Annotated in this window: 27 protein-coding genes and 1 pseudogene; 17 read left to right on the top strand and 11 right to left on the bottom strand. The window is 71.9% G+C overall.

Features of this window, described 5'->3' with window-relative positions; genetic code table 11:
* Positions 1-37: 37 nt before the first annotated feature.
* Positions 38-1,438: a M1 family metallopeptidase gene (locus FR742_RS30095; protein ID WP_148034065.1), complete on the bottom strand. Its 1,401-nt coding sequence runs from the start codon at positions 1,436-1,438 to the stop codon at positions 38-40.
* 238 nt (positions 1,439-1,676) lie between these two features.
* Here FR742_RS30095 and FR742_RS30090 point away from each other — a divergent pair, with 238 nt between their 5' ends.
* Complete coding sequence (locus FR742_RS30090) at positions 1,677-2,681, top strand: glycoside hydrolase family 11 protein (protein ID WP_148034064.1); 1,005 nt, start codon at positions 1,677-1,679, stop codon at positions 2,679-2,681.
* A 49-nt stretch (positions 2,682-2,730) separates the two neighbouring features.
* On the opposite strand, the gene FR742_RS30085 is transcribed toward FR742_RS30090, so the two are convergent.
* Together FR742_RS30085 and FR742_RS30080 are read right to left on the bottom strand one after the other, a co-directional pair.
* Positions 2,731-3,621 (bottom strand): hypothetical protein, encoded by an 891-nt coding sequence (locus FR742_RS30085; protein WP_148034063.1) that lies wholly within the window; start codon positions 3,619-3,621, stop codon positions 2,731-2,733.
* Positions 3,618-4,070: a MarR family winged helix-turn-helix transcriptional regulator gene (locus tag FR742_RS30080; RefSeq protein ID WP_148034062.1), complete on the bottom strand. Its 453-nt coding sequence runs from the start codon at positions 4,068-4,070 to the stop codon at positions 3,618-3,620. The genes FR742_RS30085 and FR742_RS30080 overlap by 4 nt, the downstream gene beginning before the upstream one ends.
* Before the next feature lie 63 nt (positions 4,071-4,133).
* Here FR742_RS30080 and FR742_RS30075 point away from each other — a divergent pair, with 63 nt between their 5' ends.
* The 4 genes and pseudogenes from FR742_RS30075 to FR742_RS30065 all read left to right on the top strand — a co-directional run bounded on the left by FR742_RS30075 (position 4,134) and on the right by FR742_RS30065 (position 6,384).
* Positions 4,134-5,255 (top strand): NAD(P)/FAD-dependent oxidoreductase, encoded by a 1,122-nt coding sequence (locus tag FR742_RS30075; RefSeq protein ID WP_148034061.1) that lies wholly within the window; start codon positions 4,134-4,136, stop codon positions 5,253-5,255.
* Positions 5,156-5,383, top strand: a pseudogene (locus FR742_RS46620) (hypothetical protein); the annotation flags it as partial. The gene FR742_RS30075 and the pseudogene FR742_RS46620, both read left to right, overlap by 100 nt.
* 129 nt (positions 5,384-5,512) lie before the next feature.
* Positions 5,513-6,013: a hypothetical protein gene (locus tag FR742_RS45380; protein WP_261808896.1), complete on the top strand. Its 501-nt coding sequence runs from the start codon at positions 5,513-5,515 to the stop codon at positions 6,011-6,013.
* Between the two features lie 5 nt (positions 6,014-6,018).
* Positions 6,019-6,384, top strand: a complete 366-nt coding sequence (locus FR742_RS30065; protein WP_148034060.1) for a hypothetical protein — start codon at positions 6,019-6,021, stop codon at positions 6,382-6,384.
* 32 nt (positions 6,385-6,416) lie between these two features.
* On the opposite strand, the gene FR742_RS30060 is transcribed toward FR742_RS30065, so the two are convergent.
* Positions 6,417-7,016, bottom strand: a complete 600-nt coding sequence (locus FR742_RS30060; RefSeq protein WP_148034059.1) for a dihydrofolate reductase family protein — start codon at positions 7,014-7,016, stop codon at positions 6,417-6,419.
* A 173-nt stretch (positions 7,017-7,189) separates the two neighbouring features.
* Here FR742_RS30060 and FR742_RS30055 point away from each other — a divergent pair, with 173 nt between their 5' ends.
* Positions 7,190-7,663 carry a hypothetical protein gene (locus FR742_RS30055; protein ID WP_148034058.1) on the top strand — a complete coding sequence of 158 codons (474 nt, stop codon included), beginning with the start codon at positions 7,190-7,192 and terminating at the stop codon, positions 7,661-7,663.
* Here the strand turns inward: FR742_RS30055 and FR742_RS30050 are convergent, their stop codons facing one another.
* The gene (locus FR742_RS30050) at positions 7,664-8,818 is read right to left on the bottom strand and encodes a hypothetical protein (RefSeq protein ID WP_148034057.1); all 1,155 of its coding nucleotides are present in this window, start codon (positions 8,816-8,818) and stop codon (positions 7,664-7,666) included.
* A gap of 147 nt (positions 8,819-8,965) precedes the next feature.
* On the opposite strand from FR742_RS30050, the gene FR742_RS30045 reads away from it, so the two are divergent.
* Positions 8,966-10,120 carry a DUF418 domain-containing protein gene (locus FR742_RS30045; RefSeq protein ID WP_315970642.1) on the top strand — a complete coding sequence of 385 codons (1,155 nt, stop codon included), beginning with the start codon at positions 8,966-8,968 and terminating at the stop codon, positions 10,118-10,120.
* A 63-nt stretch (positions 10,121-10,183) separates the two neighbouring features.
* On the top strand, positions 10,184-10,783 hold the full coding sequence (locus tag FR742_RS30040) for a TetR/AcrR family transcriptional regulator (protein ID WP_187281361.1): 600 nt from the start codon (positions 10,184-10,186) through the stop codon (positions 10,781-10,783).
* A gap of 4 nt (positions 10,784-10,787) precedes the next feature.
* On the opposite strand, the gene FR742_RS30035 is transcribed toward FR742_RS30040, so the two are convergent.
* Genes FR742_RS30035 through FR742_RS30025 form a run of 3 tightly spaced genes read right to left on the bottom strand, consistent with a single transcriptional unit; the run spans position 10,788 to position 13,968 of the window.
* Positions 10,788-11,978: a CoA transferase gene (locus tag FR742_RS30035; protein WP_148034055.1), complete on the bottom strand. Its 1,191-nt coding sequence runs from the start codon at positions 11,976-11,978 to the stop codon at positions 10,788-10,790.
* Positions 11,979-11,989: 11 nt separating this feature from the next.
* Positions 11,990-13,141 (bottom strand): acyl-CoA dehydrogenase family protein, encoded by a 1,152-nt coding sequence (locus FR742_RS30030; RefSeq protein ID WP_148034054.1) that lies wholly within the window; start codon positions 13,139-13,141, stop codon positions 11,990-11,992.
* A 32-nt stretch (positions 13,142-13,173) separates the two neighbouring features.
* Positions 13,174-13,968, bottom strand: coding sequence for an enoyl-CoA hydratase/isomerase family protein (locus FR742_RS30025; protein WP_148034053.1), 795 nt, complete (start codon positions 13,966-13,968; stop codon positions 13,174-13,176).
* Between the two features lie 95 nt (positions 13,969-14,063).
* Here FR742_RS30025 and FR742_RS30020 point away from each other — a divergent pair, with 95 nt between their 5' ends.
* A complete protein-coding gene (locus FR742_RS30020; protein WP_148034052.1) occupies positions 14,064-14,861 on the top strand; it encodes an acyl-CoA thioesterase II in 798 nt (265 codons plus the stop codon).
* Here FR742_RS30020 and FR742_RS30015 read toward each other — a convergent pair.
* Positions 14,845-15,393 (bottom strand): YceI family protein, encoded by a 549-nt coding sequence (locus tag FR742_RS30015; RefSeq protein WP_148034051.1) that lies wholly within the window; start codon positions 15,391-15,393, stop codon positions 14,845-14,847. The two genes, FR742_RS30020 and FR742_RS30015, sit on opposite strands and share 17 nt — an antisense overlap.
* Before the next feature lie 59 nt (positions 15,394-15,452).
* Here FR742_RS30015 and FR742_RS30010 point away from each other — a divergent pair, with 59 nt between their 5' ends.
* From FR742_RS30010 to FR742_RS29985, 6 genes are all read left to right on the top strand, one after another.
* Positions 15,453-15,881, top strand: coding sequence for an N-acetyltransferase (locus FR742_RS30010; protein WP_148034050.1), 429 nt, complete (start codon positions 15,453-15,455; stop codon positions 15,879-15,881).
* Positions 15,882-15,956: 75 nt separating this feature from the next.
* Entirely contained in the window at positions 15,957-16,778 is an 822-nt protein-coding gene (locus tag FR742_RS30005; RefSeq protein ID WP_148034049.1) for a hypothetical protein, read from the top strand.
* A gap of 25 nt (positions 16,779-16,803) precedes the next feature.
* A complete protein-coding gene (locus FR742_RS30000; RefSeq protein ID WP_148034048.1) occupies positions 16,804-17,553 on the top strand; it encodes a hypothetical protein in 750 nt (249 codons plus the stop codon).
* Positions 17,554-17,651: 98 nt separating this feature from the next.
* A complete protein-coding gene (locus FR742_RS29995; RefSeq protein ID WP_148034047.1) occupies positions 17,652-18,059 on the top strand; it encodes a DUF2267 domain-containing protein in 408 nt (135 codons plus the stop codon).
* A gap of 80 nt (positions 18,060-18,139) precedes the next feature.
* A complete protein-coding gene (locus FR742_RS29990) occupies positions 18,140-20,638 on the top strand; it encodes a molybdopterin oxidoreductase family protein (protein WP_148034046.1) in 2,499 nt (832 codons plus the stop codon).
* Between the two features lie 3 nt (positions 20,639-20,641).
* Complete coding sequence (locus tag FR742_RS29985; protein ID WP_148034045.1) at positions 20,642-21,100, top strand: hypothetical protein; 459 nt, start codon at positions 20,642-20,644, stop codon at positions 21,098-21,100.
* Positions 21,101-21,115: 15 nt separating this feature from the next.
* Here the strand turns inward: FR742_RS29985 and FR742_RS29980 are convergent, their stop codons facing one another.
* Entirely contained in the window at positions 21,116-22,249 is a 1,134-nt protein-coding gene (locus FR742_RS29980; protein WP_148034044.1) for an L-talarate/galactarate dehydratase, read from the bottom strand.
* 149 nt (positions 22,250-22,398) lie between these two features.
* Between FR742_RS29980 and FR742_RS29975 the strand changes: the two genes are divergently transcribed.
* On the top strand, positions 22,399-23,616 hold the full coding sequence (locus tag FR742_RS29975; protein WP_261808816.1) for a serine hydrolase: 1,218 nt from the start codon (positions 22,399-22,401) through the stop codon (positions 23,614-23,616).
* Here FR742_RS29975 and FR742_RS29970 read toward each other — a convergent pair.
* Positions 23,606-24,319: a Sir2 family NAD-dependent protein deacetylase gene (locus FR742_RS29970; protein WP_148034042.1), complete on the bottom strand. Its 714-nt coding sequence runs from the start codon at positions 24,317-24,319 to the stop codon at positions 23,606-23,608. The two genes, FR742_RS29975 and FR742_RS29970, sit on opposite strands and share 11 nt — an antisense overlap.
* A gap of 138 nt (positions 24,320-24,457) precedes the next feature.
* Between FR742_RS29970 and FR742_RS29965 the strand changes: the two genes are divergently transcribed.
* On the top strand, positions 24,458-25,390 hold the full coding sequence (locus FR742_RS29965; RefSeq protein ID WP_187281360.1) for a hypothetical protein: 933 nt from the start codon (positions 24,458-24,460) through the stop codon (positions 25,388-25,390).
* The last annotated feature ends 38 nt before the right edge of the window (positions 25,391-25,428 follow it).

Genomic DNA, 25,428 nt, shown 5'->3' with positions numbered 1-25,428 from the left:
TCGCGCCGGCGCCCGTCCCCGGTGGGGCGGGCGCCGGCTAGTCCTCGGGGCTGGTCCTGGAGTCGAGCCAGGCGTCGATCAGCTCCGTGAAGTCCTCGCCCGTGTGCTCGTTGACCCAGGCGGTGAACGACGCCCGGTCCTGGCCGGTGTTGCGGTGCTCCTGGACCCAGGCGCGGGTCAGGGCGAAGAACCTGTCGTCGCCGATGCGCCGCCTGATCTCGTGCAGCATCACCGCGGGGCCGTAGTAGACGTTGTGGTCGGCGAACCGCTCGGGCCGGTAGTCGCCCGGCGGGCCCGCCAGCCGGCGCGCGAACCTTTCCTCCAGGCGCAGGTCGTCCATGTGGTCGTCCATCGAGCCCGGGCTGTGGTCGGCGGTCCACTGGATCTGGAAGTACATGGCGAAACCCTCGTTCAGCCAGACGTCCTTCCAGGTGCGCGGGCCGACGCTGTTGCCGAACCAGTGGTGGGCCAGCTCGTGCAGCACCACCTCGGGGCGCAGGTAGTCGCCGCCGAGGGTGATCATCTGCTGGGTCTCCATGCCGGAGTCGCTGGTGGCGACCAGGCCCGCGCTGGGGAACGGGTAGGGACCGGCCTTCTTCTCCATCCAGCGCAGCAGCTCCGGCATCCGGCGTATCACCGGCAGGGCATGCCTGTCCTCGCGGCGCACCCAGTAGGTGATGGGGAGGCCGCGCGGGCCCTTCGCCCGGTGCATCCGGTACTTGTCGACGGTGAACAGGGTCAGGTAGCTGGCGACCGGGTCGGTCGACTTCCAGCGGTAGGTGACCTTGCGCCCCTTTTCGGTCTTGCCGCCGTACGTGCCGTGCGCGACGCCGGCCCAGCCCTTGGGCACGGTGATGGCGACGTCGTAGAGCGCCTCGTCCGACGGGTGGTCGTTCACGGGGAACCAGGTGAACGCGCCGAAGGGCTCCTGCAGCGCCCAGGCCGACCCGTCCGCGGACGAGCGCAGGCCGAGCCGCGCGAGGTCGTAGCGCATCTGCCCGGAGTTGTGGGGTTTCGGTACGCCGTGGTAGCGGATCACCACCCGGGCGGACTTGTTCGCGGCGAGGGTAGTGCGGAGCGGGATCGTCAGGTCGTCGCCCTTGCGCCCGGGCTTGGCGGTCTTGCCCGCGACGGTCACGTGGTCGATCTTCAGGGCGCGGCCGAAGTCGAGCCTGATCTCCTTGATCGGCTTCACGGCCCGGACGGTGAGGGCGGCGGTGCCCGTCAGGCTCCGGCGGTCGGGCTGCCAGCCCAGTTTCAGCCCGTAGTGCAGGACGTCGATCGACGGGTTGCCGTATGCGGGGAACACCGGGTCCTTGACCGGTTGCGAGCGCCCTTTGGCGTAACGGGCGGGTTCGCCGGGAGTGGCCGCCGAGGCGGTGCCGCAGCAGGTGGCGGTCAGCGCGCCGACCAGGACCAGTAAGGGTAATCTCCGCATTCGCGACATCATAGTGATCACCGCCAGGGTCGGCGGGGGATTGCTCGTCCTACGGGTGCCGGTGAAACTTTCACCTCCGACATGGAGATCCGATAGGCCAGGTAGAGCCGGTGGCCAGGTAGGTAACCTGACACGCCGTCTCCGATATGTTTCGGGAATCGTTGACAACTTTCGGGGCCGGATGAACACTGTCGCCAGTTCGCATCACGCTCTCCGCCTTCGCGAGGAGGAAGCACACATGAACGGCGCCCCCGCCCCCCAGAGCACCCGCAGACGCGGCGGCATCACATCCTTCGTCCGCCGATCCTGCGCCGTAGCCGCAGCGCTGGTCATGGCGGTCGCGATGCCCGGCATCGCGCACGCCGCCCCGATCACCTCCAACCAGACCGGCAACAACAACGGATACTTCTACTCGTTCTGGACCGACAGCCAGGGAACGGTCTCCATGGAGCTGGGTTCCGGCGGGAACTACAGCACCTCATGGCGCAACACCGGCAACTTCGTCGCCGGCAAGGGCTGGAACCCCGGAGGACGCAGGACGGTCAGCTACTCGGGCAGCTTCAACCCCTCGGGCAACGCGTACCTGACGCTCTACGGCTGGACGAGAAGCCCGCTCGTCGAGTACTACATCGTCGACAACTGGGGCACCTACCGGCCGACCGGCACGTACAAGGGCACGGTCACCAGCGACGGCGGCACGTACGACATCTACGAGACGACCCGCTACAACGCCCCCTCCATCGAGGGCACCAGGACGTTCCAGCAGTACTGGAGCGTACGGCAGTCGAAGCGGACGGGCGGCACCATCACCGCCGGCAACCACTTCGACGCCTGGGCCAGGAACGGGATGAACCTCGGCAACCACGACTACATGATCATGGCCACCGAGGGATACCAGAGCAGCGGAAACTCCAACATCACCCTGGGCAGCACCGGCGGCGACCCGGGTAACCCCGGCAACCCCGGCAACCCGGGCGGCGGCTGCACCGCGACCCTGTCGCAGGGCCAGCAGTGGAGCGACCGCTACAACCTCGGCGTCTCGGTCAGCGGTTCGAGCAACTGGACCGTGACGATGAACGTGCCGTCACCCGCGAGGATCCTCTCCACCTGGAACATCAGCGCCAGCTACCCCAGCTCCCAGGTGCTGACCGCCAGGCCCAACGGCAGCGGCAACAACTGGGGGGTGACGATCCAGCACAACGGCAACTGGACCTGGCCGACGGTCTCCTGCAGCGCGGGCTGACCTCGTACCCCGTGGCGCGGCGGCCCGGCGGCCGCCGCGCCGCTGTCACTCACGGAGGCGCGACCGCCCGCAGGGCCTCCCGGCCGTCCGGGGCGGCGTCGGCGACGAACCATGCGGCGACCCTGCGGAACACCTCCTCCTCGGTGTCCACGTCGAGCAGCAGTTCGGGGCCGATGAGCGCGGCGACCTCCTCGAACGCGTCGCCATGGTCAGTCAGCTCCCAACCCGGCCACCGGGCGGGCAGGTCGCGCGGGTCGAGCGAGCAGTCGAGCGACCACCAGTCGAGCCGCCGGCCGGGGGCGTCCACGTAGAGGCCGTTCCAGGGGACGTTCTCCAGCGCCGCGAACGGGACGGCCTCCTCCTGCGGGGTCAGCAGCACGCCCGGTCCGGCGAGCAGGGGCTCGGCCAGCCCGGCGGCCCACCAGCCCCCGAACGACAGCCGCTCCCCGTCGCGGGCGGCGATGAGGACGTCGGCGACGGCGGACAGGTCGTCCTCCGCGGGCGCCTGGGCCCAGCGGGCGCGCGGCGCCGGTGTCTCGTCGAGGTAGAGCACGGTGTCGTACGGGAGCGCGAGGTAGTCCATGACCTGGTGCAGGCCGCGAGCGGCCCAGGTCACCGTCCAGCCCGGCCAGAGGGCCGCGACGAGCCGCAGCCAGGCGCGGACCTCCAGCACCGAGGTGTGCCGGTCGGGCCCCGGGATCCACTGGTCGGTGTGGACGAGCAGGCGGCGGGCGGGCAGGTCGAGGAGCGCGACGCCCTGCCACCAGATCGAGTTCATCCAGTGGTCGCGGTGACCGCCCCGCTGCTCGCGGATGAAGGCGATCACGCGGTCGGGGCCGCGGAGGAGGTCGTGGTAGAGGGTCTCGGCCGCTCTGTCGCGCGACCAGACGCGGTGACCGGACCCGTCCACGATGACGTAGTGCGCGTGGCCGCCGCTCATGCAGGCTTCCCGCGCAGCTCCCTGGTGGCCGCGCGGTGGGCCTCGCCGACGCGGGCCAGCATGTCGAGCAGCAGCGGCGCCTGCTCCGGGGTGTAGTGCGCGCCGAGCGTCGCCAGGTGCCGCCTGGACGACTCGCAGGCGGCCTCGTAGTCGTCGAGCCCGCCCTCGACCAACTGCACGGTGACCATCCGGCGGTCGCGTTCGCCGCGCACCCGCCGCACGTAGCCCGCCTTCTCCAGCCGGTCGATCAGCCGGGTCGTCGAGGCGGACGGCAGCCCGAGCTCCTCGGAGAGCGCGCCCGCGGTCATGGGCCCGCGCGTCTCCAGCAGGATGGCGGCGGCGACGTCGACCGGCTGCAGGCCGAGCCGGTCGGCCACGGCCTCGTTGTGCAGCAGGACCGCGACCAGGAACTCGCGGAAGATCGCGTCCTCGGGTTGCTTGTGGGGCACTTTCCCAACCTACTCCACCCCGGAGTATCTTCGAATCGAAGATACTCCGAGTTGGAGAAAGATATGGACATCCTTGTCATGGGAGCAGGCGTCGGGGGCCTCGCCGTCGCCCGGGTGCTGCTCGCCGCCGGGCACCGGGTGCGCGTGTACGAGCGGGCCGCGGAGTGGCGCACCGGCGGCGCGGCCTTGATGATCTTCAGCAACGGCGCCGCCGTGCTGCACGACCTCGGCGTGAGCCTCGACGACGTGGGCGGGCGCGTCGACCGGATCGACGCGATGACCGCCGGCGGCCGGCTGCGCGTCAGCATGGACATCGCCCACGCCGCCGCCCACCACGGTTTCGAGACCAGGGCCGTCTCCCGCCGCGACCTCATGGAACTCCTCGCCGACGGCCTGCCCGGCGACCTCGTCCAGTACGGCAAGGCCTGCCAGGACGTCACCCAGGACCACGACCGGGTGACCGCGACCTTCGCCGACGGATCGACGGCCACGGGCGACCTGCTCATCGGCGCCGACGGTCACCACTCGGCCGTGCGGCACCGGCTGTGGGGTGACGCCGGCGTCCGACCGGCCACCTTCGGCACCTGGCAGGGCCTCAGCCCGATCGACATCGAGCTCACCCGTACGCACCGCCACCTCATGATCACCGGACGGGAGGGCGCGTGCGGCCTCATCCCCGCGGGCAAGGGCATGCTGCAGTGGTGGTTCGACGTGCCGTGGTCGCCCGGCGACCGGCGGCCCGCCGCGCCGCTGGCCGAGCTGCGGCGCCGGTTCGGCCACTGGGCGTCACCGGTGCCCGAGGTGCTCGCCGCCGCCACCGAAGCCGATCTCACCTTCTTCGGCCACCACTGGCGCAAGGTCGGCCCGGTCTGGGGGAAGGGCCGCGTCACCCTGCTCGGCGACGCGGCCCACATCATGCCGCCCACCCTGGGCCAGGGCGCCAACCAGACCTTGGAGGACGTCTGGGTGCTCGGGCGCGAGCTGGCCAGGGACGGCGACCCGGCGGTACGGTTGCGCGCCTACGAGAAAGCCCGATACCCACACATCTCCCTGGTTTCCCGGATGGCCAAGCGCAACCCGGCCAACTGGCGCATCCCACCGCTTCTCGGCAGGCTGATCCCGGAGACGTCCCAGACCGCCATGCTCGCCCGCTACAGCAACCGCCTCACCGCGCGATCCCGCTGAGGTGCAACCTTCCGCCCGGCGGACCGCGCCTGCTCACCGGGGACCCTCATCTCGCGGAGGACCTGCTGCAGAGCGTCCTGGCCAACGTCGCAGGGCAGTGGTCGAAGCTGGACAGGAAGGGCAACCCCGAGGCGTACACCCGCAAGGCGCTCGTCAACCAGTACATCTCCTGGACGCGCCGCGCCCGCCCGGAATTACTCAGCGCCCACCCGCCCGAAGCGGGCGTCTCCCACGACGAGGCCACGCTGGACCGCATCATGCTCCGCCGGGCGCCGGCCCAGCTGACCCGCAAGCAGCGGGCCGTGATCGTGCTGCGCTTCCGGGAGGACCTGACCGAGGCGGCGGTCACGGCGCTGGCGGCGACGACGGCGGGCGCGGTGGCGGTCTGGCCGCACCCCGCCGGCATCGTCGCGACACAGGGGCAGGACGTGCCGGACCTGCGGGGCAAGGTCGGCGCGATCCGCTACGCGTACCAGACGCCGTGCGAGGTCGACGAGATGACGCGGCGCTCCGACTGCAGTGCCGTGGAGTGGCGGGTGGTCACCCAGAAGGGGACGTACCGGCTGCCGCAGGCGCTCACCTCCTCCAAGAAGGCCCCGCGGGTGCCGCTCGCGATCAGCCGGGACGGGCGGAGGCTCGCCTACTACAGCCGCGACGCCGGGGCGCACGTGATCAGGGACATGGCCGGAGGCGAAGAGGTGGTCTCCCCTGTCAAGGTGGCGGAGGAGCGGATCGGCGCCGGATCCACCTGTGGGTGACGCCGGTGACCGGAGGCGGCAAGCCGGTGCGGTTAGACGGCGTGTTCATCATGTTCAGCGAGCTCGCCCCGGACGGCCGCACGGTCGTCGCCGTCGAGTTCGACGAACTCAAGCCGGGCAGGCTCACCCTGCTCGACGCCAGGACCGGGCGGCCCCTGCGCAAGGTCTCGATGCGTGGCCTGCCGCCGGGTGACCGGATCGACGGGACCGGCATCTGGCTGAACCGGGACGAGGTCACGGTGGTCGCGGGCAGCCGGGAGCTCGTCGCGTACGCCCTCGATGTCACCACGGGGCGCACGCGGCGCCTGGCCTCGTACGGAAACGAGCGCAGGTCCCTGACCCTGCCCCGGGTCAGCTGGGCATTCAGATAGCCGGGCGGGGCGGCGAGCGCCCCGTCCGTCCGCTACCTCACCGGCCGGTAGGTGAGGTGGGTGACGAGCGCGGTGCGGGAGGGCTCGCCGAGCGGTTCGAGGTCGATGTCCGCCAGGCCGTCGAACAGCCGCTCGCCGCGGCCCAGGAGCACCGGCGCGACGTGCAGGCGCAGCTCGTCGATCAGCCCCGCCGCCAGGTACTGGTTCACCGTCATGCCGCCGCCGGCGATGGCGACGTCACGGTCGCCCGCCGCCTCGCGCGCCAGGCGCAGGGCCTCCTCGGGACCGCCGGTCACGAAAGTGAACGTGGTGCCGCCCTTCATCGGCAGCGGCTCGCGCTCGTGGTGGGTCAGCACGAAGACCGGCGCGTGGTACGGGGGCTGCTCGCCCCACCAGCCGCTCCACTCCAGGTCCCAGGCGCCGCGGCCGGGGCCGAACATGTTGCGGCCCATGATGAAGGCGCCGGCGGCGGTGATGGCCTCGATCTCCGCCTTGTGGAGCTCCGGCTCGTCGACCATCCACCGGGTCAGCCGCCCGTTCTCTCCCTCGCCGAACGGATTGTCCAGGCTCTGGTTCGGCCCGGCCACGAAGCCGTCGAGGGACATCGCCATGTCGCAGATGACTCTGCTCATCTCATCGCCTTTCAGTTCCAAGCGCTCCTTCTCGCGCCTGCCACCGGGTGGTCGGAGCCGCCCGGCGGTTCTCTACATCCGGCGGGGGAGCTTGTTCCCCCGTGCGGGGGAGGCCGGGGCCGGGAGGCCCGCCGATCCTGGAAGCACCGAACTCGAACTCCAGGGAGCTGCCCATGACCGTGCGCCAGGCGCGCTGGCCCGCGTACACGACGGCGGTGCTGTTCCTCGGCTACGCCGTGGGCAAGGCCGTCTACGCCGCGCAGGGCAAGCTGGGTTTCCCCGGCGGCCCGGTGGTTCCTGCGGCCGACTACGAGCGCTACGCCCGCGAGATGATGGACGTGGCGGCCGCGCAGTGGATGGCGGCCGCCAACGGCCTGCTCGGCGCGGCCCTGGTCCTGCTGACGGTGACCGGGGCGGGCCGCCGGGTGCCGCGCGCGCTGATGCTCCTCGTGCTGGCCGTCGCGCTGGCGGGCGTCGGCGCCGGAGCCGTGATCATGGTGGCGGACGGGTTCGTCGGCATCGGGATCGGCTGGCAGTGGCACCACGGCGTGATCGGGATCGCCGCGATGGGGCTCCTGGCCGCGACGACCCACTCCTACGCGCGCGCGACCCGGCCGGGGCATGCCGAGCTGACCGGCCGGTCATGATCAGACGGGTTTCGCCACGTCGGACGGCAGGAGCTGTTCGGTGAGCAGGCGGCGGACGTTGGCGGGATCGGCCAGCCAGGGCCGCAACAGCTCCCATCCGTGGAAATATCCGAACATGTACGGGCTCATCGCCGACGGCCGCAGCAACGGCAGCGCCCTGGCGATCTCCGCGTCGTCGTACAGGCACCAGCGGGCCAGATAACCGGCCAGCTCCTCGTCCGTCCGCCCTTCGGCGGCGAGGTAGGCGACGTTGCCCCACACTCCCCACAGCGCGTTCTTGACCAGGTGGATCGCCGCGAAGTCGCTGCCGTCGGGCCGGATCCCCAGGTCGGCCAGGACGTTGTCGGTCAGCCACGCCTGCGCCTCGTCCCCCGGGAAGAGGATCTCCTCGGCGCACAGCCCGAGCCCCTCGCTCAGCGCGAACGACGGGGCCAGCATGAACCGGACCCGCTGGTCCGTCCGGGTCGCCCCCAGGTCCTTCAGCAGCGACTCGGCGATGTGACCGGGATGGCCCTCGTGGGCGACGACGTAGAACAGGTCGGCCACGTTGAACGGGATGCCGGTGTTGATGAAGATCACCGACTTGAGGTCGCCCGCGTAGTGCCCGGCGGCGTGGAAGTGCGCCTCCGGCACGAGGTGGCAGCCGACGACCTCGTCCGGCGGCAGCGGGACGATCGCCTCCGTGCGGGCCCGGGTCTCGGCCACCGCCTTGTCCACCAGTGCGGGCAGCCGGTCAATCTGGTCCAGCGCGTGAGCCGACTGCCAGGCGTGCAGCCGGTCGGACAGCGAGCCGGCGGCCCTGGGCAACGCCGCGTCCAGCCGGTCGTGCGCCTCCTCGAACACGAGCTCGGGCACCCACCGCGGCCGCAGCCCCAGCGCGAGCTCGCCGTAGTCGGTCAGCGGGAGCCGCTCGCCGTCCAGATAGCGGGCCACCGCGCGCATCGCGACCACCTGGGCCCGCAGGTAGGGGGTCAGCTCCCGGTCCAGTAACCGGTCGGCGCCGGCGATCAGGTCGCCGGGCGGCCGGACCGGCTCCGCCTGCGCCCGCTCGCTCCACTCGGCCGGCCCCCGGTAGACGAGCCCGGCACCGTTCAGGTGCCGGTTGAGACGCAGAGCGAGCATCGCGTATTCCTGCTGCCATTCCTGTTCGTCCATGCCCGCCACGCTAGTTGCACCGAACGCGCCCGGGCCGAAGGTGCATCTAGGTCTACCCCTGTCGTATTTCTAGCCGGATTCCCCGCGGGTGATCGCGTCCGTAGCGTCGGGGCCACGAGAACTTCATCGGAGAACGGGGTGCTTCCTGTGTTGCAGACGTCCGAACCGGCCAGGCCGGCGACCACGGCCAGGGCCCTGGCCCCTGACCTGGCGCGCGGCTTCATGCTGCTGGCCATCGCGTTCGCGCACGCGCCGCTGTTCGTGGTGGCCGTCGACCGGGGCTCCGCCGCGGCCAACGCGGTCTCCGAGTTCTTCCACGTGCTGTTCGTCAACAACCACGCGCGGCCGATGTTCGCCTTCCTGTTCGGCTACTCGCTGGTCCAGCTCCTGAACAGCCGGACGAGGCGCGGCGCCGACTGGGTGACGGTCCGCAAGCTGCTGCGCCGCCGGGGGTGGTGGCTGATCGCGATCGGGTTCGCGCACGTGGCGCTGCTGGTCCCGATCGACATCCTGGCGCCGTACGGGCTGGCGGCCGTGGTGCTGACCGGGATGCTCCGGCGTGGGGACAAGGCGCTGCTGTGGACGGCGGGGACGCTCATGGTGCCGGCCACGGCCGTGGTCGGGTTCGCCATGTGGGTGGCGCTGATGCAGGGGCTCTCCACCTTCTCCCTCGGCACCATCGCCGCCGGGGCGCGGGGCTTCGGCGAGCTGTTCGTCACCAGGATGGTCGGCTGGCCGTTCGGCCTGGTCCTCGGCACCGTCATCGTGCTGCCCGGGGTGCTCTTCGGGATGTGGGCGGCCCGGCGGCGCATCCTGGAGGAGCCGGAGCGGCACCGGCGCCTCCTGGTCCGCTTCACGGTGATCGCCACGGTCGTGTCCGTCGCGGGTTCCGTCCCCGCCGCGCTCATCCAGACCGGCCTGTGGACCGGGGCGTCCGGCCCGGCCGTGGTGGCGGCCTCGGTCGCGCAGCCGCTCACCGGATACTTCGGCGGCATCGCCATGGCCTGCGCCGTCGGCCTGATCGCCCCGCTGGCCGCCCGCGGCCGTGGTCCCCTGATCACCGCCGTCGAAGCGCTCGGCCGCCGCTCGATGAGCCTGTACCTGTTCCAGTCGATCGCGTTCGTCGTGATGTTCTTCCCCTTCGGGCTCGGCCTGCAGGACGACCTCGGCATCGCCGGCGCCACCGGCGTGGCCGTGGCCACCTGGCTCGTCTCGCTGCTGATCGCCGACCTGATGCGCCGCGCCGACCACCGCGGCCCCGCCGAGATCCTGCTGCGCCGCCTGGCCTACCGCCGCACCTGACGCCCTGCGAGTACGAGGAGAGCCTTCCGGAGGGTGATGGTTTCATCACTTAAGGTGATGGTCATGGATGCGGAGACGGACCGGCTGATCGGCGTGGCGACGAGGATGTTCGCCGAGGTGGGATACGACTGGACGTCGATGCGGATGATCGCCGAGGCGGCGGGGACCGACGTGGACCGGCTGGTCGAGACGGTGGGCGAGAAGCCGGAGCTCTACCACGAGGTGATGGTCCGCGCCGTCAACGCCGAGCGGGCGGCCATGGAGCCGGCGCTCAGGTCCTTCGTCCCCGGGGTCCAGGGGGCGTTCGACCTGGTCGACGCCTATCTCGACTACAACGTCGCGCACCCCGAGTATCTGTCGCTGTGGTTGCACCGCTGGACGGGCGACGCCGCCGACACGCCCGACCTGGAGGGCATGTTCTCGCGCCCGCTCGCCTTGGAGGTGGCGGAGACCATCCGGGAGCTGACGCCGGACGACGTGGACGGCGACCACCTCGTCTGGACCGTGGTGTGGTGCGTCTACGGGTTCCTGTCGGGCGGCATGCGCCACGTGTCGCCCGACTGGCCGCAGAAGCGGGGCGAGCCGGTCCAGCCGGGCGTGGTGGAGTCCTTCCGCGCCTACCTGCACACCCTGATCCGCCGCATGATCGCGCCCGCCGGGTGACGGGTCAGCCGATCGCGCCCTTGTCGCGCAGCGCCGCGAGGCGTGCCGCCGAGTAGCCGAGCTCCTCCCGCAGCACCTCGCCGGTGTGCTGGCCGACGGACGGCGCCGGGCGCGGCGGGCTTTGCTCGCCGTCCACGACCACCGGCGAGCCCGCCGAGAGGTGCGGGCCGACGCCGGGCTGGTCGAGCATCCCCAGGACGGGGTTGCCGGCCAGCAGCGCGTCGGGGTCCGCGGCCAGCTCCTCGAACGTCCGGTACGGCGCGTACAGCAGCCGCCTGGCCGACAGCGCCGCGTCCACCTCGGCGAACGGCCGCCCCGCGAACCACGGCTCCAGCAGCCCGCCGATGACCGCGCGGTGCGCGTACCGGTCGGAGTCGCGGCGGAAGTCGGCGCCGAGCGCCCGCTCCACCGCCTCGACCGCGGCGGTCAGTCCCGTCAGGGCGAGCAGGTCGGACCAGTGGCGCGAGGTGAGCACCACGAGCATGACGCGCCGGCCGTCGGCGGTGCGGAAGTCGCGCCCGTAGCCGCCGTAGAAGTGGTTGCCGTCCTTCGTCCGCGGCTCGCCGCCGAGCTGGGCGCCGGCGAGATAGCCGAGGTTGGCGACCATGGACAGCGCCACGTCGCGCAGCGCCACCGTGATGCGCCGCCCCTCGCCGGTCAGCAGCCGGTGCCGCTCGGCGGCCAGCAGCCCGGTCGCCAGGTAGAGCCCGGCCGCGATGTCCCAGGCCGGCAGCACGTGGTTGACCGGCCCCGCCTCCCCGGCCGGCCCGGTCACCGCGGGCAGCCCGGTCTCGGCGTTGACCGTGTAGTCGACCGCGGTGCCGCCGTCGCGCCTGCCGGTGAGCAGCGCGTGGATCAGGTCCTTGCGGCGCTCACGGAGCTTCTCGTACGAGAGCCCCGGCAGATCGGCGTTGGCCACCACGACGCCGCGCCGCTCGACCAGGTCGGCGATGACCGCGCGGCCCTCGTCGGAGCGGAAGTCGACCTCGACGGCCCGCTTGCCCTTGTTGAGCCCGGTCCAGTAGAGGCTGGTGCCGGACGGGCCGAGCGGCCATCGGGAGCGGTCGGCCTGGCCGCCGATCGGCTCCACCCGGACCACGTCGGCGCCGAGCTGCGCCAGCGTCATCCCGCACAGCGGCGTGGCCACGTAGCCGGACAGCTCGACGACGCGCAGACCCTCCAGCGGGGCGGACATTCCGGCCGGTGTCACGCGCGTGCCCCGCGCATCAGCTCGCGCCCGACGATCAGCTTCTGGATCTCGCTGGTCCCCTCGTACAGGCGGAGCAGGCGCACGTCGCGGTAGATGCGCTCGACCGGCACGCCGCGCATGTAGCCGCTGCCGCCGTGCACCTGGACGGCCAGGTCGGCGACCCGGCCCGCCGACTCCGTGCAGAACAGCTTGGTGGCGGACGGCGCGAGCCTGCGGTCCTCGCCGGTCAGCCAGAGCCGGGCGGCCTCGGCGGCCATCGCCCGGCCGGCCATGCACAGGGACTTCTGCTCGGCGAGCATCGCCTGCACGAGCTGGTAGTCGCCGACCGGCCGGCCGCCCTGCCGGTTGTGCGCGGCGAACGCCACCGACTCGTCGAGCGCCCGCTCCATCAGGCCGACGGCCATCGCCGACATGTGCAGCCGGCCGCGCGCCAGCACGGTCATGGCCGCCCGGAAACCGGCGTCGACCTCGCCGCTGACCAGCGCGTCCGCGCCGACCCTGACCTCGGTGAACGTGACGTCGGAGGTCCAGGCGCCCTCCTGGCCCATCTTGGCGTCCTTGGGCCCCACCGCCACCCCGGGAGCGTCGGCCGGCACCAGGAACACCGCGATGCCGCTGCCCGCCGCGTCCGCGGGGCGGACCCGGGCGAACACCACGAACAACCCGGCGATCGGGGCGTTGGTGATGAACCGCTTGCCGCCGTCGATCACCCAGCCGTCGCCGTCGGGCGCCGCCGTGGTCTTCAGCCCCGACGGGTCGGAGCCCGCCTCCGGCTCCGTCAGCGCGAACGCCGCGGTGACCTCGCCGGAGGCCAGCGACGGGAGCCAGCGGCCCTTCTGCTCCTCGGTGCCGAACCCGACCAGGACCTGGCCGGCGATGCCGTTGTTGGTGCCGAACATCGACCGGAACGCGAGACTGGTGTAACCGAACTCGAAGCCGAGCCGGACGTCCTGGGTGATGTCGAGCCCCAGCCCGCCGTACTCGGCGGGGATGGCGTAGCCGAACAGGCCCATGTCGGCCGCCTGGCGGCGGAGGTCGTCGGGGATCGCGTCGGAGTCGGCGATCTCCTGCTCCCTCGGCACGACCCGGTTGCGGACGAACTGGCGTACCTGCTTGAGGATCTCTTCGAACTCGTCGGCTGCGACCATGCTCCTGACCTATCGAATAATGTTCTGCCGTGTCAACGGTTGCGGTAGTCGCCGGGCCGCTTCTCGCGGAACGCGCTCATGGCCTCCGCGTAGTCGTCGGTCGCCTGCACGATCGCCATGTGGGAGGAGATCAGGTCAAGGCTGGTGCGCAGGTCGGTGCGCATCGACTGGTGGACCGCCCGCTTGATCATCGAGATCGCGATCGGCGGCTTGGCCGCGATGCCCCTGGCGAACTCCATCGTCTCCGCCATGAGCGTCTCGTCGTCGTAGACCCGGTTGACGATGCCCAGCCGCAGCGCCTCGTCGGCGTCGACGAAGTCGCCCGTCATCAGCAGCTCCATCGCCTTGGCCGGGCCGACCAGCCGGGGCAGGAAGTACGCGCCGCCGTCGCCGGGGACCAGGCCGATGCGGATGTAACCCTCGGAGAACCGGGCCGACCGGGCGGCGAACCGCATGTCGCACATGAGCGCCATGTCCATCCCGGCGCCGACCGCGACCCCGTTGACCGCGGCGATCAGCGGCTTGTCCAGGTCCTCGACCGCCCGCGCGACCTTGTGGACCCGGTCGGTCAGCATGCGCTTGCGCTCGATCGGCGTCGCCTCGATCTCGTCGAGCGCCTTCAGGTCGACGCCGCTGCAGAAGCCCTCGCCGGTGCCGGTCAGCACGACCACCCGGACGCCCTCGTCGTCCTGCGCCTCGCGCAGCGCCCGCGCCCACGCGTCGATCATCGGCCAGGTGAACGCGCCCAGGGAGCGCGGGCGGTTCAGCCGGATCACCGCCACCCCGCCGTCGACCTCGTAAACCAGCTCGTCCTCGTCCTCGGCCACCGGACACTCCTCTCATTCCGGACAACCCGCCGAGCTTCTCACAGCGACCACCCCCGGCTCGCGCCAGGTCCGCCGCGTCCTCTACCGTCTGCCTCATGCCGACCTTCAGTCCCGTGGCCGCTCCCACCGTGCTCGACCTGCTGACACTGGAGAAGCTCGAAGAGGACCTCTACCGGGGCACGACCGTCTTCGAGGAACCGTTCCCGCTGTACGGGGGACAGGTGGCCGCGCAGGCGCTGGCCGCGGCGGGCGACACGGTGGAGCCCGACCGGTTGCCGCACTCACTGCACGGCTACTACCTGCGCAGCGGCGACGCGGCCCGGCCGACCGTGTTCCGCGTCTACCGTGACAGGGACGGCCGGTCGTACTCCGCCCGGCGGGTGGTCGCCATCCAGAACGGCAAGGTCATCTTCAACATGTCGGCGTCCTTCCACGTCCCCGAGGCCGGCGCGGACGTGCAGATCCACCCCGCGCCCGACGCGCCGGACCCGGACGGGCTCGAACCCGTGCGCCTGCCCCGGTTGTTCTCCATGGACAGCCGGCTGCCGCCGCAGCCGTACGCGGCGGCCGAATGGCCCACCCGGTTCTGGGCCCGCTGCACCCAGGACCTGCCCGGTGGTCAGCTCCTGCACGCGTGCGTGCTCACGTACCTCTCCGACATCTCCAGCGGGGTGACCGGCGTCCCGCACGGGGAGGGCGCGCGTTCGGGCTCCAGCCTGGACCACGCGGTCTGGTTCCACCGGCCGGCCCGCATGGACGAGTGGGTGCTGATGGACCTGGTGCCGCACACCGTGTCGGCCGGGCGCGGCTGGTACACCGGCACCATCCACACCCGCGACGGCCGGCTCGCCGCCAGCATCACCCAGGAGACGCTCTTCAGGAAGCCGCGCTGACCAGCTCGACGTCGAAGCGCACCTCGACGTCGTCGTCCAGCTTGAGCGCGCCGAAGAACGCCGAGTACGGCTTGACGCCCCAGTGGCTCTGCGTGACCGTCGCACTGCCCCGCACCCGCTCGCCGTCGAACCGGCAGTCGAGGGTGAGCGGCCGCGTCTGGCCCGCCATCGTCAGCTCGCCCTCCACCCGGAACGACTCCCGCGTCCCGGTGACCTGCCGCGACCGGAACGCGATCGCCGGGAACCGGCCGGTGTGGAGCACCTTGTCCTGGATGTTGCGCGCGATGTCGCGCCGGTCGGAGTCGGTGAGCGGCTTCACCCCGCCCGTCCCCGACACCACCCGCAGTGACCCGGCCTCCACCTCGACGCTCACCCGGCTCGCCCCGGGGTCGTCGAGATCGACCACGGCCTCGCCGCGCCATCGGTCCGCCTCGATCGTCAGGTCATGACCGGCCTTGGCGCCCAGACCGGTACGCCTCGTCTCGACCAGCAACTGCCCCGTCTCCGGACCCAGCGTGTATGAATCCCCCATACTCCGCACGCTACCCACCGTTGCGACGACAAGACCGACGGCTTCCGTAGGGTCGTGGCATGAGTGTCGTGATCGAGGCCGTGCGTGAGGCGAGTGACGAGGTCGTGGCGGCGTTCGGGCGGCTGCTGCCCCAGCTCTCCGCCGGGGCGGCGATCGACCGGGAGGCGGTGGAGCGGGTGGTCGGCTCCGAAGGGAACACGGTGCTGGCCGCGCGGGCCGGGGGCGTCGTCGTGGGCCTGCTCACGCTGGTGGTCTACCCGCTCGCCTCCGGGGTGCGGGCGCGGATCGAGGACGTCGTGGTGGACGGGGCGGCGCGCGGCCAGGGGGTGGGGGCGGCGCTCACCGGGCGGGCGCTGGAGCTGGCCAGGGAGCGGGGGGCGCGCACGGTCGACCTGACGTCCCGGCCGGAGCGGGAGGCGGCGAACCGGCTGTACGAGCGGGCGGGGTTCCGGCGGCGGGATACGGCGTCGTACCGGGTCGTTCTCTGAACGGGGCTGGAACGGCTGGGTCGCATGATCGAAAAGACTGGGTCGCTGTGGTGAAATTTCAGCAGAATACGGGATATGTCGTTTTCAGCGGGCGACGATCCGCCATCCCGGGACGACCACACTCGCGAGCCCGTGGGGGAGGAGCGGGGCGGGAGGTTCAGGAAGGTGCTGCGGCGGGCCGGTGGGAAGTACGCGCCCGCTGACTTCGGGGTTCCCCCGTACGCGCCGGACGGGCCCGCGCCGCGGTTGTACGCGCCGGAGCGGGAGGCCGACAGGAGGCGGCGCGGTGCGCTGGCGGTCGGCCTGGCCGTCACCGCGGCCGTGCTCGCCGTCGGCGGGGCGGTGGTCGCGGCGATCACGTACCAGCTGCACGCGATCCCGGCGCCGCCCGCCGATCCCCCCACGCTGACGCCGCACCAGACGACGGCGGCCCCGGTGGACACGCGGCTGAGCCACGAGAAGTTCGGCGACCGGGACCTGGGCCGAAAGCTCACGGCCGCCAAGGTGGGCGGCTGGGACCACCCCACCTGCGACCCCGTCGACGGCAGGGGCCGCGTGCTGGGCAGGAACCACTGCGACCACGCCGCCCAGATCGCCTACTCCGCCCGGGACGGGAAGCTCCGGGCGGTCCAGCTCCTGCTGGCCTTCCCCACCGAGCACCGCGCCCGCGCCGCCGCCGTCAGCCTGTCCAAGCGGACGTCGGACGCGATCCGCTGGCGGCGGGGCGGCACGCATGCCCGGTACGCGTACGGCAAGGCCGGTGTGGCGGGCGCCGGCCCGTACGTGGTGGTCACCGTGGTCACCGCGACCGGCCGGGCCGGCGGGCAGGCGCCGGCGTTCCACCGCGTGCTCCACTCGGACACCGTGCACCGTTTCGCGGCTCTGAACAGATCCTGAAGGTCGATGCCCTACCGTGCTCACCGTGAGCCGGAAATCAGCGATCACGAGCGTCCTGGCCCCCCTCCTGGCGATCATGCTCGCCGCCTGCGGCGCGATGGGCGGCGGCGGCGCGGAGCGGCAGTCCCCGGCCGCGCGGTCGGCCGCGCCGGAGAGCGCGCCCGCCGAGCCGACGGGCTGCCGGCACGGCGAGCTCATCCCGGCGGTCGACATCCCGGCCGTGCACGCGGACCCGGTGGTGATCCCGGAGGTACGGATCGGCGGCGAGGTCGTCCCCGAGGTGACGATCCTGGGGGTGGACCTCCCCGCCCAGCGGATCCCCGCCCAGTGCACCGAGATCAAGCCCGCGCCCGGCGGCTGCCTGGGGGCCGCGTCGATCCCGCCGGTGTCGATCCCCGCCGTCGAGATCCCGCCCGTCGAGATCCCCGGCCTGGACGCGGGCGGCATCAAGCTCGACCCGGTGCGCGCCGAGGGCGCAAGCGCGCCCGCGCAGCACGCCGAGGGCGTCTCGACACCGGAGGTGTGCCAGACCGAGCCGAAGGACGGGGGCGTCGTCCTGTCCGTGGTCAGGCCTCCCCTCGTCCGGGCGCCGCTGGTCCGGCCGCGTCTGATGCGCGGCAACCTGATCAGGCCGTACGCCTGCAACGACCGGAACGAGTGCGTCCCGGCCGTCGAGGTGCCCGCGCTGGAGGTGCCCGCCGTCGAGGTGCGGGCCGTCGAGATCCCCGCCGCCGAGCTCAGGGCGTACGAGGTCGGCGAGAAGAACGGCTCCTAGACCGTCAGTGCTGCTGGAGCTTTACCGATTCCTGGTGTCAGCCCCTCTGTGATGGTCCGGTGCCCGGGTAGCCGCAGGTAAGGACAAAGGGGGAAATCATGAGACATGACGACTTCGTTGGCCAAGTACAGGCCCGAGCCCGTCTGGGCGACCGGGCACACGCCGAGCGGGCCATCCGGGCGTCGCTGGAGACGCTCGGCGAACGGCTGCCGGAGAGCCTGGCCGACAAGCTCGCAGCCCAGCTGCCACACGAGATCGGCGAGAACCTGCGCCGCACCGAGGTCTACGGCGGCCTCGGCACCGGGGAGCACTTCGGCCGCGAGGAGTTCATCCGCAGGGTGGGCGCCAGGGCCGGGGTCGACGATCGAAGAGCGGTGTTCCTCGCCCGGGTGGTGTTCGAGGTCACCGACGAGGCCACCCAGGGCCGCATCATGACCAAGGTCCGCGAGAGCCTCACCGAGGAGCTGCGCGAGCTGGCCACCGCGGGCAGCCAGGGACACCTCTGACAGGTCCGTGTTCCCGGCGCCGGTCAGGGTAGCTGCCCCGGGCATCCCCCTGACCGAGCGTCGTGGAAAGGACCGCCGACATGTCCGATCGCATCGCAGATCCGTGGGGGAGGCGCACCCCCTACGGCCCGCCCTCGGCGGCCGAACGGGTGGCGGCGTCGCTGCCCGGACCGGTGCGCCGGGTGCTGCCCCGGGAGATCGGACGGCGCGCCACCTGGCCCGTACGGGTGGACATGTTCCTGGAGGAGGGCGTCGCCGAGGCCGACGTGGACCGCTGGGTCCGGGCGGCCTCGATCCTGCACAGCAACGGCGACGCGATGGACATCGCGGTCGCCGGAGGACGGATCGTCGGCGTGCGCGGGCGCGCCGGCGACCGTGTCAACCGGGGCAGGCTCGACCCCAAGGACCTGTACGGCTGGCAGGCCAACAACAGCCCCGACCGGCTCACCCGGCCGCTGGTCAGGCAGGACGGCCGGCTGGTCGAGACCGGCTGGGACGACGCGATGGGCCGGATCACGGCCCGCTCGCGCGAGCTGCTCGACGGGCCGGGCGGCTGGGGCCACTTCGGCTTCTACACCAGCGGCCAGCTGTACCTGGAGGAGTACTACACCCTCGGCGTGATCGGCAAGGCCGGCATCGGCACGCCGCACATGGACGGCAATACGAGGCTGTGCACCGCGACCTCGGCGGCGGCGCTGAAGGAGAGCTTCGGCACCGACGGTCAGCCCGGCTCCTACACCGACGTGGACCACTGCGACGCCATCGCGCTGTGGGGGCACAACGTGGCCGAGACGCAGACCGTGCTCTGGATGCGCATGCTCGACCGCCGCCGCGGCCCCCGCCCGCCCGCGCTGATCGCCGTCGACCCGCGCCAGACCGCCGTCGCCCGCGAGGCCGACGTGCACCTGGCAGTGCGCCCCGGCACCAACCTGGCGCTGATGAACGCGATCGTCCACCGCTTGCTCGACAAGGGCTGGTACGACGAGCGGTATGTGCGCGCCCACACCCTCGGCTTCGACGAACTGGCCGAGACGGTGCGCGACCGCACGCCGGAGTGGGCCGCGGAGATCTGTGACGTGCCCGTACGCGACATCGAACGCGCGGCGGAGATCATCGGCACCTGCCGCAGGCTGCTCTCCACCGTCCTGCAGGGCTTCTACCAGTCCAACCAGGCCACCGCGGCCGCGTGCCAGGTCAACAACCTCCACCTGCTGCGCGGCATGCTCGGCCGCCCGGGCGCGGGCCTGTACCAGATGAACGGGCAGCCCACCGCGCAGAACACCCGTGAGACCGGCGCGGACGGCGACCTGCCCGGCATGCGTAACTGGGACAACCCCGCGCACATCGACGAGCTGGCCCGGCTGTGGAACGTCGACTCGTCCGTCATCCCGCACTGGGCGCCGCCGACGCACGCCATGCAGATCTTCCGCTACGCCGAGCAGGGCTCGATCAAGCTGCTGTGGATCTCGGCCACGAACCCCGCCGTCTCCCTGCCGGACCTGGCGCGCATCCGCCGCATCCTGGCCCAGGAGAACCTGTTCGTCGTCGTCCAGGACATCTTCATGACCGAGACGGCGATGCTGGCCGACGTGGTGCTGCCCGCCGCCACCTGGGGGGAGAAGACCGGCACGTTCACCTGCGCCGACCGTACGGTGCACCTGTCGGACAAGGCGATGGACCCGCCCGGCGAGGCCCGCTCCGACCTGGACATCTTCCTGGACTACGCGCGCCGCATGGACTTCCGCGACAAGGACGGCGCCCCGCTGATCAAGTGGCACGACCCGGAGTCCGCGTACCGGGCCTGGCAGGCCTGCTCGGCGGGGCGGCCGTGCGACTACACCGGCATCACGTACGAGCTGCTGCGCGGCGGCGGCGTGCAGTGGCCGCTCGGCACCGAGCGGCTGTACGCGGGCGGCAGGTTCAACACCGACCCTGACTACTGCGAGACGTACGGGCACGACCTGGTCACCGGCGCCGCCCACGGCGAGGAGAGCTACCGGGCCAAGGAGCCGCGCGGACGCGCGTTCCTGAAAGCGGCCCCGTACCAGCCGTCGCCCGAGGTGCCCGGCGAGGAGTATCCGCTGACGCTGACCACCGGCCGCACCGTCTACCAGTTCCACACCCGGACCAAGACGGGCCGCGCCCCGCAGCTCGCGGTGGCGGCGCCGGAGCCGTGGGTGGAGATCAGCCCGGCGGACGCCACCGAGCTGGGGGTCGGCGAGGGCGACCTGGTGCGGGTGGAGTCGCCGCGCGGCGCGCTGGAGGCCAGGGCGCGGGTGTGCGGCACCCGCAGGGGCACGGTGTTCGTGCCGTTCCACTACGGCTACTGGGACCGGGACGAGTCAGGGCCGGGCGACGGGGCGGCGCGCGCCGCGAACGAGCTGACGATGACGAGCTGGGACCCGGTGTCCAAGCAGCCGATCTTCAAGGTGGCCGCGGTCCGGCTGAGCAAGGTGGCCGCGGCGGAGGGTGCGGTGCCGGCCGCGCCCACCGTCGGCAACCGGCCGGCCGACCCGCGCGTCCCGGTCACCGCCGGCGGGCCCGCCGCCGAGGCGGACGAGCACGTCGAGGAGGAGTGAGCCATGCATCTCGCCCACTACCTGGGGCTGCTGCACCGTTCGCAGACCGAGCTGGCGTCCGCCTTCCGTGAGGTCGGTGAGCAGCACAAGGACGAGCCGGACGTGTTCCACGTGTGCGAGCGGCTGGCCGCCCAGTGCGACGCGCACGCCGGCCGGCTGCGGCCGTTCGCCGAGCGCTACTCGGAGGAGTCGCCGGACGAGCCGGAGCGGCTGCACTCCACCCTGTTCTCCGGCTCCCGCACCGGCGGGCTCGGGCTGCTGCGCGACCTGCACGACCTCTACCTGATGGCGGCCGAGTGCGACATCTCGTGGACGCTCATCGGCCAGGCCGCGCAGGGCGCCAGGGACCGGGAGCTGCTGGGCGTGGTCTCCGTGTGCGAGAGCGAGACCGCCGCCCAGATGCTGTGGCTGCGCACCCGGATGAAGCAGGCCGCGCCGCAGGCGCTGGTCGTCGCCGCCTGACCTCCGGCCCGCCGATCAGGCCGGGCGGGTGAACTCGCGCCGCTCGGCCGTCCACCCGGCCGCCTGCTCGCTCAGCGTGAGGCCGAGCCCCGGCCGGTCGGGCACGAGCATGCGCCCGTCGCGGATCTCCAGCCGCTCCTCGAACAGCGGCTCCAGCCACTCGAAGTGCTCCACCCAGGGCTCCTGCCCGTACGCGGCAGCGAGGTGCAGGTGGATCTCCATGGCGAAGTGCGGGGCGAGCTGCACCCGGTGGTGCTCGGCGAGCGCGGCCAGGCGCAGGAACGGGGTGACGCCGCCGATCCGCGGCGCGTCCGGCTGCAGGATGTCGGCGCCGCCCGCGCGCAGCAGCTCGGCGTGCTCGGCGACGCTGGTCAGCATCTCGCCGGTGGCGACGGACGTGTCGAGCGCGGCGGCCAGCGCGGCGTGCCCGGCGTGGTCGTGCGCGTCGAGCGGCTCCTCGATCCACACCAGGCCGAACTCTTCCAGCGCCCGCCCCATCCGGGCCGCCGCCGGCCGGTCCCACTGCTGGTTGGCGTCGACCATCAGCGGCACCTCCTCGCCCAGCAGCTCGCGCGCCGCCCGCACCCTGGCCAGGTCGGCCCGCCCGTCGGGCTGGCCCACCTTGATCTTGATGCCGCCGATGCCGCGCTCCAGCGCCGCGGCGGCGTTCTCCAGCACCCGCTCGATCGGGGCGTGCAGGAAGCCGCCCGAGGTGTTGTAGCAGCGCACCGAGTCGCGGTGCGCGCCCAGCAGCTTGGCCAGCGGCAGCCCGGCCCGCCTGGCCTTCAGGTCCCACAACGCGATGTCGAAAGCGGCGACGGCCTGGATTGACAGCCCGCCGCGGCCCACGGACGCGCCGGCCCACACCAGCTTCTCCCACAGCCTGGGGATGTCGTTGGCGTCCTCGCCGATCAGCTCGGGGGCGATCTCGCAGGCGTGCGCGTACTGGCCAGGGCCGCCCGCCCGCTTGGAGTAGCAGAACCCGATCCCCTCCAGGCCGCCCTCGGTGGTGATCTCGGCGAACAGGAAGGCGACCTCGGTCATCGGCCGCTGCCGCCCGGTGAGCACCTTGGCGTCGCTGACCGGTGTGTCGAGCGGCAGGTAGACGGACGACAGGCGGACCCGGGCGATGCGGTCGAGGGGATTCATGAGGGGATCATACGAATCCGGTTGTCATGGCGCGGGGATGACAGGTGTCATGCCCGGCCGGTGACTGAGCGGACTGGCCCCGGCGGCCCATGATCGACCAGGCTCGTGCGTGACGTTGACGCCGAGTCCGGAGGTAGCAGATGTCGATCATGACACGCGTGCTCGCGGGGGTGAGCGCGCTGCTCGTGGCCGGGGCGGTCGCCGTTCCCGCCCAGGCGGCCGTGCCCGGCGGGGGCGAGCTGCGGGAGTCGCTGGACGCCGTCCACGAAGCAGGCATGTACGGGGTCTACTCCGCGGTACGCGACGGGCGCGACACCTGGAAGGGCGCCTCCGGCGTGGCCGACGTGCGCACCCGGCGGCCGGTGAAGCCCGACATGGTGCACCGGGTGGGCAGCATCACCAAGACGTTCACCTCGGTCGCGGTGCTCCAGCAGGTCGAGCGCGGCACGGTCGAGCTGGACGCGCCGGTGAGCCGCTACCTGCCGGACCTGGTCCCCGGCGACCGGATCACGGTGCGCATGCTGCTCAACCACACCAGCCACATCGCCGACTACATCCCCGGCGCCTTCCCCTCGCTGCTGGAGGGCTCCACGGCCAGCCTGGACGAGCACCGCTTCCGCCGCATCGAGCCCGAGGAGCTGGCGCGTCTCGGTCTCCAGGCCGCGCCGACGGGGCAGCCGGGGGCGACGCCGGGCTCGTACTCCAACACCAACTACATCCTCGCCGGACTGCTGCTGGAGAAGGTCACCGGCACGGACGCCGAGGGCTACATCACCCGCCACGTGATCCGCGAGGCCGGGCTGCGGCACACCTCGTTCCCGCGCACGCCGCGCATCCCCGGGCCGAGCTCCGGCGCGTACGAGTCCATGTACGGGCTGATCGACCCGCCGCGTGACTACGGCGTCTACGACATGTCGTGGGCGGGGACGGCCGGGGCCGTCGTGTCGACCATGGACGACCTCAACCGCTTCTACCGCGCGCTGCTCCAGGGCGAGCTGGTCGGCGCCGCCCAGCTCGCCGAGATGCGGCGGACCGTGCCCGTGTCCGCCGGGGGCGGCGTCATCGAGTACGGTCTCGGCCTCTACGCGCTCGACCTGCCCTGCGGCCGCTTCTGGGGCCACGACGGCGGCGTCTTCGGCATGATCACCCAGTCGCTGTCGAGCCCCGACGGCAGCCGCCAGATCTCCGTGGGCCTGAACCGCGCCAAGTACCAGACCGTCGACGAGAACGGCCAGATCGTCCCCCACCCGATCGACGCCGCCTTCGTCGGCCACCTCCTGCTCGCGCTCTGCGGGCCGGGCCAGGCCAGGACGCTGTCGACGCCCGTCACCCCGTTCCCGGCGGACCGGCTCCAGCTCAGCCGATGAGCCGCGCCACCAGCCGGGGCACCGCCTCGCCGATCGGGTCCCTGATCACCTCGTCGGCCAGGTCGTCGTACGGGGTCGGCCCGGCGTTCACGATGACCAGCCGCGCCCCGTTGCGCTCGGCCAGCGCGGCGAGCGACGCGGCGGGCATCACCTGCAGCGACGTCCCGACGGCGACGAACACCTCGGCCCGCTCGGCGGCCTCGGCCGCCTCGGCGATCACGTCCTGAGACAGGTTCTCGCCGAACATGACCGTGGTCGTCTTCAGGATCCCGCCGCACTCCTGGCAGGCGGGATCCTGCTCGCCGTCGTCGATCCGGTCCAGCGCCTCGTCCAGCGTCGAGCGGTCGCCGCATCCGACGCACACCACCCCGAACATGTTGCCGTGCAGCTCCAGCACCCGGTCAGGGCTGGACCCCGCCCTCTGGTGCAGGCCGTCGACGTTCTGCGTGATCAGCCGATCGAGCCGCCCGGCCCGCTCCAGCTCCACCAGCGCCCGGTGCGCGGCGTTGGGCTCGGCCGTGCGCGCCGGGCTGCCCCGGCGGAACGCCCAGGACCGGCGCCGGATCTCGGGATCGGCGAGGTAGTAGCCGATGGTGACGAGCTTCTCGTGGTCGGGGTCCTGGCGCCACAGCCCGCTGGGACCGCGGTAGTCGGGGATCCCGGACCCGGTCGAGATGCCGGCCCCGCTCATGACGGAGATCATCACCCCATGGTAGGGACAACCGGTAGTCCGGCATCAGCTGTGCCTGTTAACGGCCCCGAATAGGGACTATGTGAGAAATGAACTGCTTTCATGTCTATGTCCGATAAGTCTTACGTGTAGGGCTTCTGTGCCATGGGCATGACCATCACGCTCAATGCGACTCATTTCACCATCAGTCCGATTCGGGGGAACGGCTCGATGTATATAAACGGAATTCGCGCCATCGTCGGAGGCGCCATTCTCTCGGCCGCCGCGCTCGCGGTCGGAGCGCCGGCGGCCGGCGCGGGGGCGAGCGTACCGTGCTCCGGGCGCGCACTGGTGAAGGCGATCGACAACGCCGCGTCGGGCGCGACGCTCTATCTGACGCCCGGCTGCAGATACGTCCTGAACGACTTGACCGGCCCGCTTCCGGCCATCGACGCGCCCCTCACCATCCGCGGGGGCAACAGCACGATCCAGCGGGACCCGGCGGCCGATGCGTTCCGCCTGTTCACCGTCAACAGCGACTTCAACCTCGACCGGGTCAAGCTCCTCGGCGGTGACGCGAGGACCTCCCCAGGAGGATTCGGCGGAGCCGTCGCCGTCAACAGTGGGACCACGAACCTCAACAGAGTGTTCATCCGGAACAACACCGCCACCTTTTCCGGTGGTCTCGGCGGCGTCGCCGGAGCCGTCGTCAACGTGTCGAACAGCAATATTCAGAACAACACCGCGACCAGGAACGGCGGCGGTGCGGCCAATGACGGGAGAATGACGTTCATCGACACCGTCGTCAACAACAACCGCGCCGGGGAGAAAGGCGGAGGAATAGCCAGCGACGGAATCCTGGTGGTGACCGGAAGCGTCGTCAACGACAATACGGCCGGCACCGTCGGAGGGGGCGTGGCGAACATCGGTCCCGGCACCGCGTCCATCATCCGCAGCATCGTCAACGGCAACACGGCGAACAACGCCCCGGGAGGCATCGACAACGAGGGCGCCCCCGGCGCCGTGACGCTGACGCGGTCGATCGTGCGGGGCAACACCCCCACCAACTGCGCGCCCACGTTCGTCCAGGGGTGCGTCCACTAGGCTGAGCGAGTCCCCCCGATCATCCCGGCTTGACCTTG

The sequence above is a fragment of the Nonomuraea sp. C10 genome, assembly GCF_008017515.1.
Taxonomy (GTDB): Bacteria; Actinomycetota; Actinomycetes; order Streptosporangiales; family Streptosporangiaceae; genus Nonomuraea; species Nonomuraea ferruginea.
The sequence above is the reverse complement of the archived record's forward strand: the minus strand, read 5'-3'. Positions and strand labels throughout refer to the sequence as shown.

What these genes read in the sequence shown, in the direction of transcription:
- FR742_RS30005 (WP_148034049.1), top strand. Translation starts at nt 15,957, where the DNA reads ATGTCGTTTTCAGCGGGCGACGATCCGCCATCCCGGGACGACCACACT.
- FR742_RS29965 (WP_187281360.1), top strand. Translation starts at nt 24,458, where the DNA reads ATGACCATCACGCTCAATGCGACTCATTTCACCATCAGTCCGATTCGG.
- FR742_RS30060 (WP_148034059.1), bottom strand. Translation starts at nt 7,016, where the DNA reads ATGAGCAGAGTCATCTGCGACATGGCGATGTCCCTCGACGGCTTCGTG.
- FR742_RS30010 (WP_148034050.1), top strand. Translation starts at nt 15,453, where the DNA reads ATGAGTGTCGTGATCGAGGCCGTGCGTGAGGCGAGTGACGAGGTCGTG.
- FR742_RS29990 (WP_148034046.1), top strand. Translation starts at nt 18,140, where the DNA reads ATGTCCGATCGCATCGCAGATCCGTGGGGGAGGCGCACCCCCTACGGC.
- FR742_RS29970 (WP_148034042.1), bottom strand. Translation starts at nt 24,319, where the DNA reads ATGATCTCCGTCATGAGCGGGGCCGGCATCTCGACCGGGTCCGGGATC.
- FR742_RS30090 (WP_148034064.1), top strand. Translation starts at nt 1,677, where the DNA reads ATGAACGGCGCCCCCGCCCCCCAGAGCACCCGCAGACGCGGCGGCATC.
- FR742_RS29995 (WP_148034047.1), top strand. Translation starts at nt 17,652, where the DNA reads ATGAGACATGACGACTTCGTTGGCCAAGTACAGGCCCGAGCCCGTCTG.
- FR742_RS30020 (WP_148034052.1), top strand. Translation starts at nt 14,064, where the DNA reads ATGCCGACCTTCAGTCCCGTGGCCGCTCCCACCGTGCTCGACCTGCTG.
- FR742_RS45380 (WP_261808896.1), top strand. Translation starts at nt 5,513, where the DNA reads ATGCTCCGCCGGGCGCCGGCCCAGCTGACCCGCAAGCAGCGGGCCGTG.
- FR742_RS30035 (WP_148034055.1), bottom strand. Translation starts at nt 11,978, where the DNA reads ATGTCCGCCCCGCTGGAGGGTCTGCGCGTCGTCGAGCTGTCCGGCTAC.
- FR742_RS30015 (WP_148034051.1), bottom strand. Translation starts at nt 15,393, where the DNA reads ATGGGGGATTCATACACGCTGGGTCCGGAGACGGGGCAGTTGCTGGTC.
- FR742_RS30075 (WP_148034061.1), top strand. Translation starts at nt 4,134, where the DNA reads ATGGACATCCTTGTCATGGGAGCAGGCGTCGGGGGCCTCGCCGTCGCC.
- FR742_RS30030 (WP_148034054.1), bottom strand. Translation starts at nt 13,141, where the DNA reads ATGGTCGCAGCCGACGAGTTCGAAGAGATCCTCAAGCAGGTACGCCAG.
- FR742_RS29980 (WP_148034044.1), bottom strand. Translation starts at nt 22,249, where the DNA reads ATGAATCCCCTCGACCGCATCGCCCGGGTCCGCCTGTCGTCCGTCTAC.
- FR742_RS30050 (WP_148034057.1), bottom strand. Translation starts at nt 8,818, where the DNA reads ATGGACGAACAGGAATGGCAGCAGGAATACGCGATGCTCGCTCTGCGT.
- FR742_RS30095 (WP_148034065.1), bottom strand. Translation starts at nt 1,438, where the DNA reads ATGCGGAGATTACCCTTACTGGTCCTGGTCGGCGCGCTGACCGCCACC.
- FR742_RS30040 (WP_187281361.1), top strand. Translation starts at nt 10,184, where the DNA reads ATGGATGCGGAGACGGACCGGCTGATCGGCGTGGCGACGAGGATGTTC.
- FR742_RS30085 (WP_148034063.1), bottom strand. Translation starts at nt 3,621, where the DNA reads ATGAGCGGCGGCCACGCGCACTACGTCATCGTGGACGGGTCCGGTCAC.
- FR742_RS29975 (WP_261808816.1), top strand. Translation starts at nt 22,399, where the DNA reads ATGACACGCGTGCTCGCGGGGGTGAGCGCGCTGCTCGTGGCCGGGGCG.
- FR742_RS29985 (WP_148034045.1), top strand. Translation starts at nt 20,642, where the DNA reads ATGCATCTCGCCCACTACCTGGGGCTGCTGCACCGTTCGCAGACCGAG.
- FR742_RS30055 (WP_148034058.1), top strand. Translation starts at nt 7,190, where the DNA reads ATGACCGTGCGCCAGGCGCGCTGGCCCGCGTACACGACGGCGGTGCTG.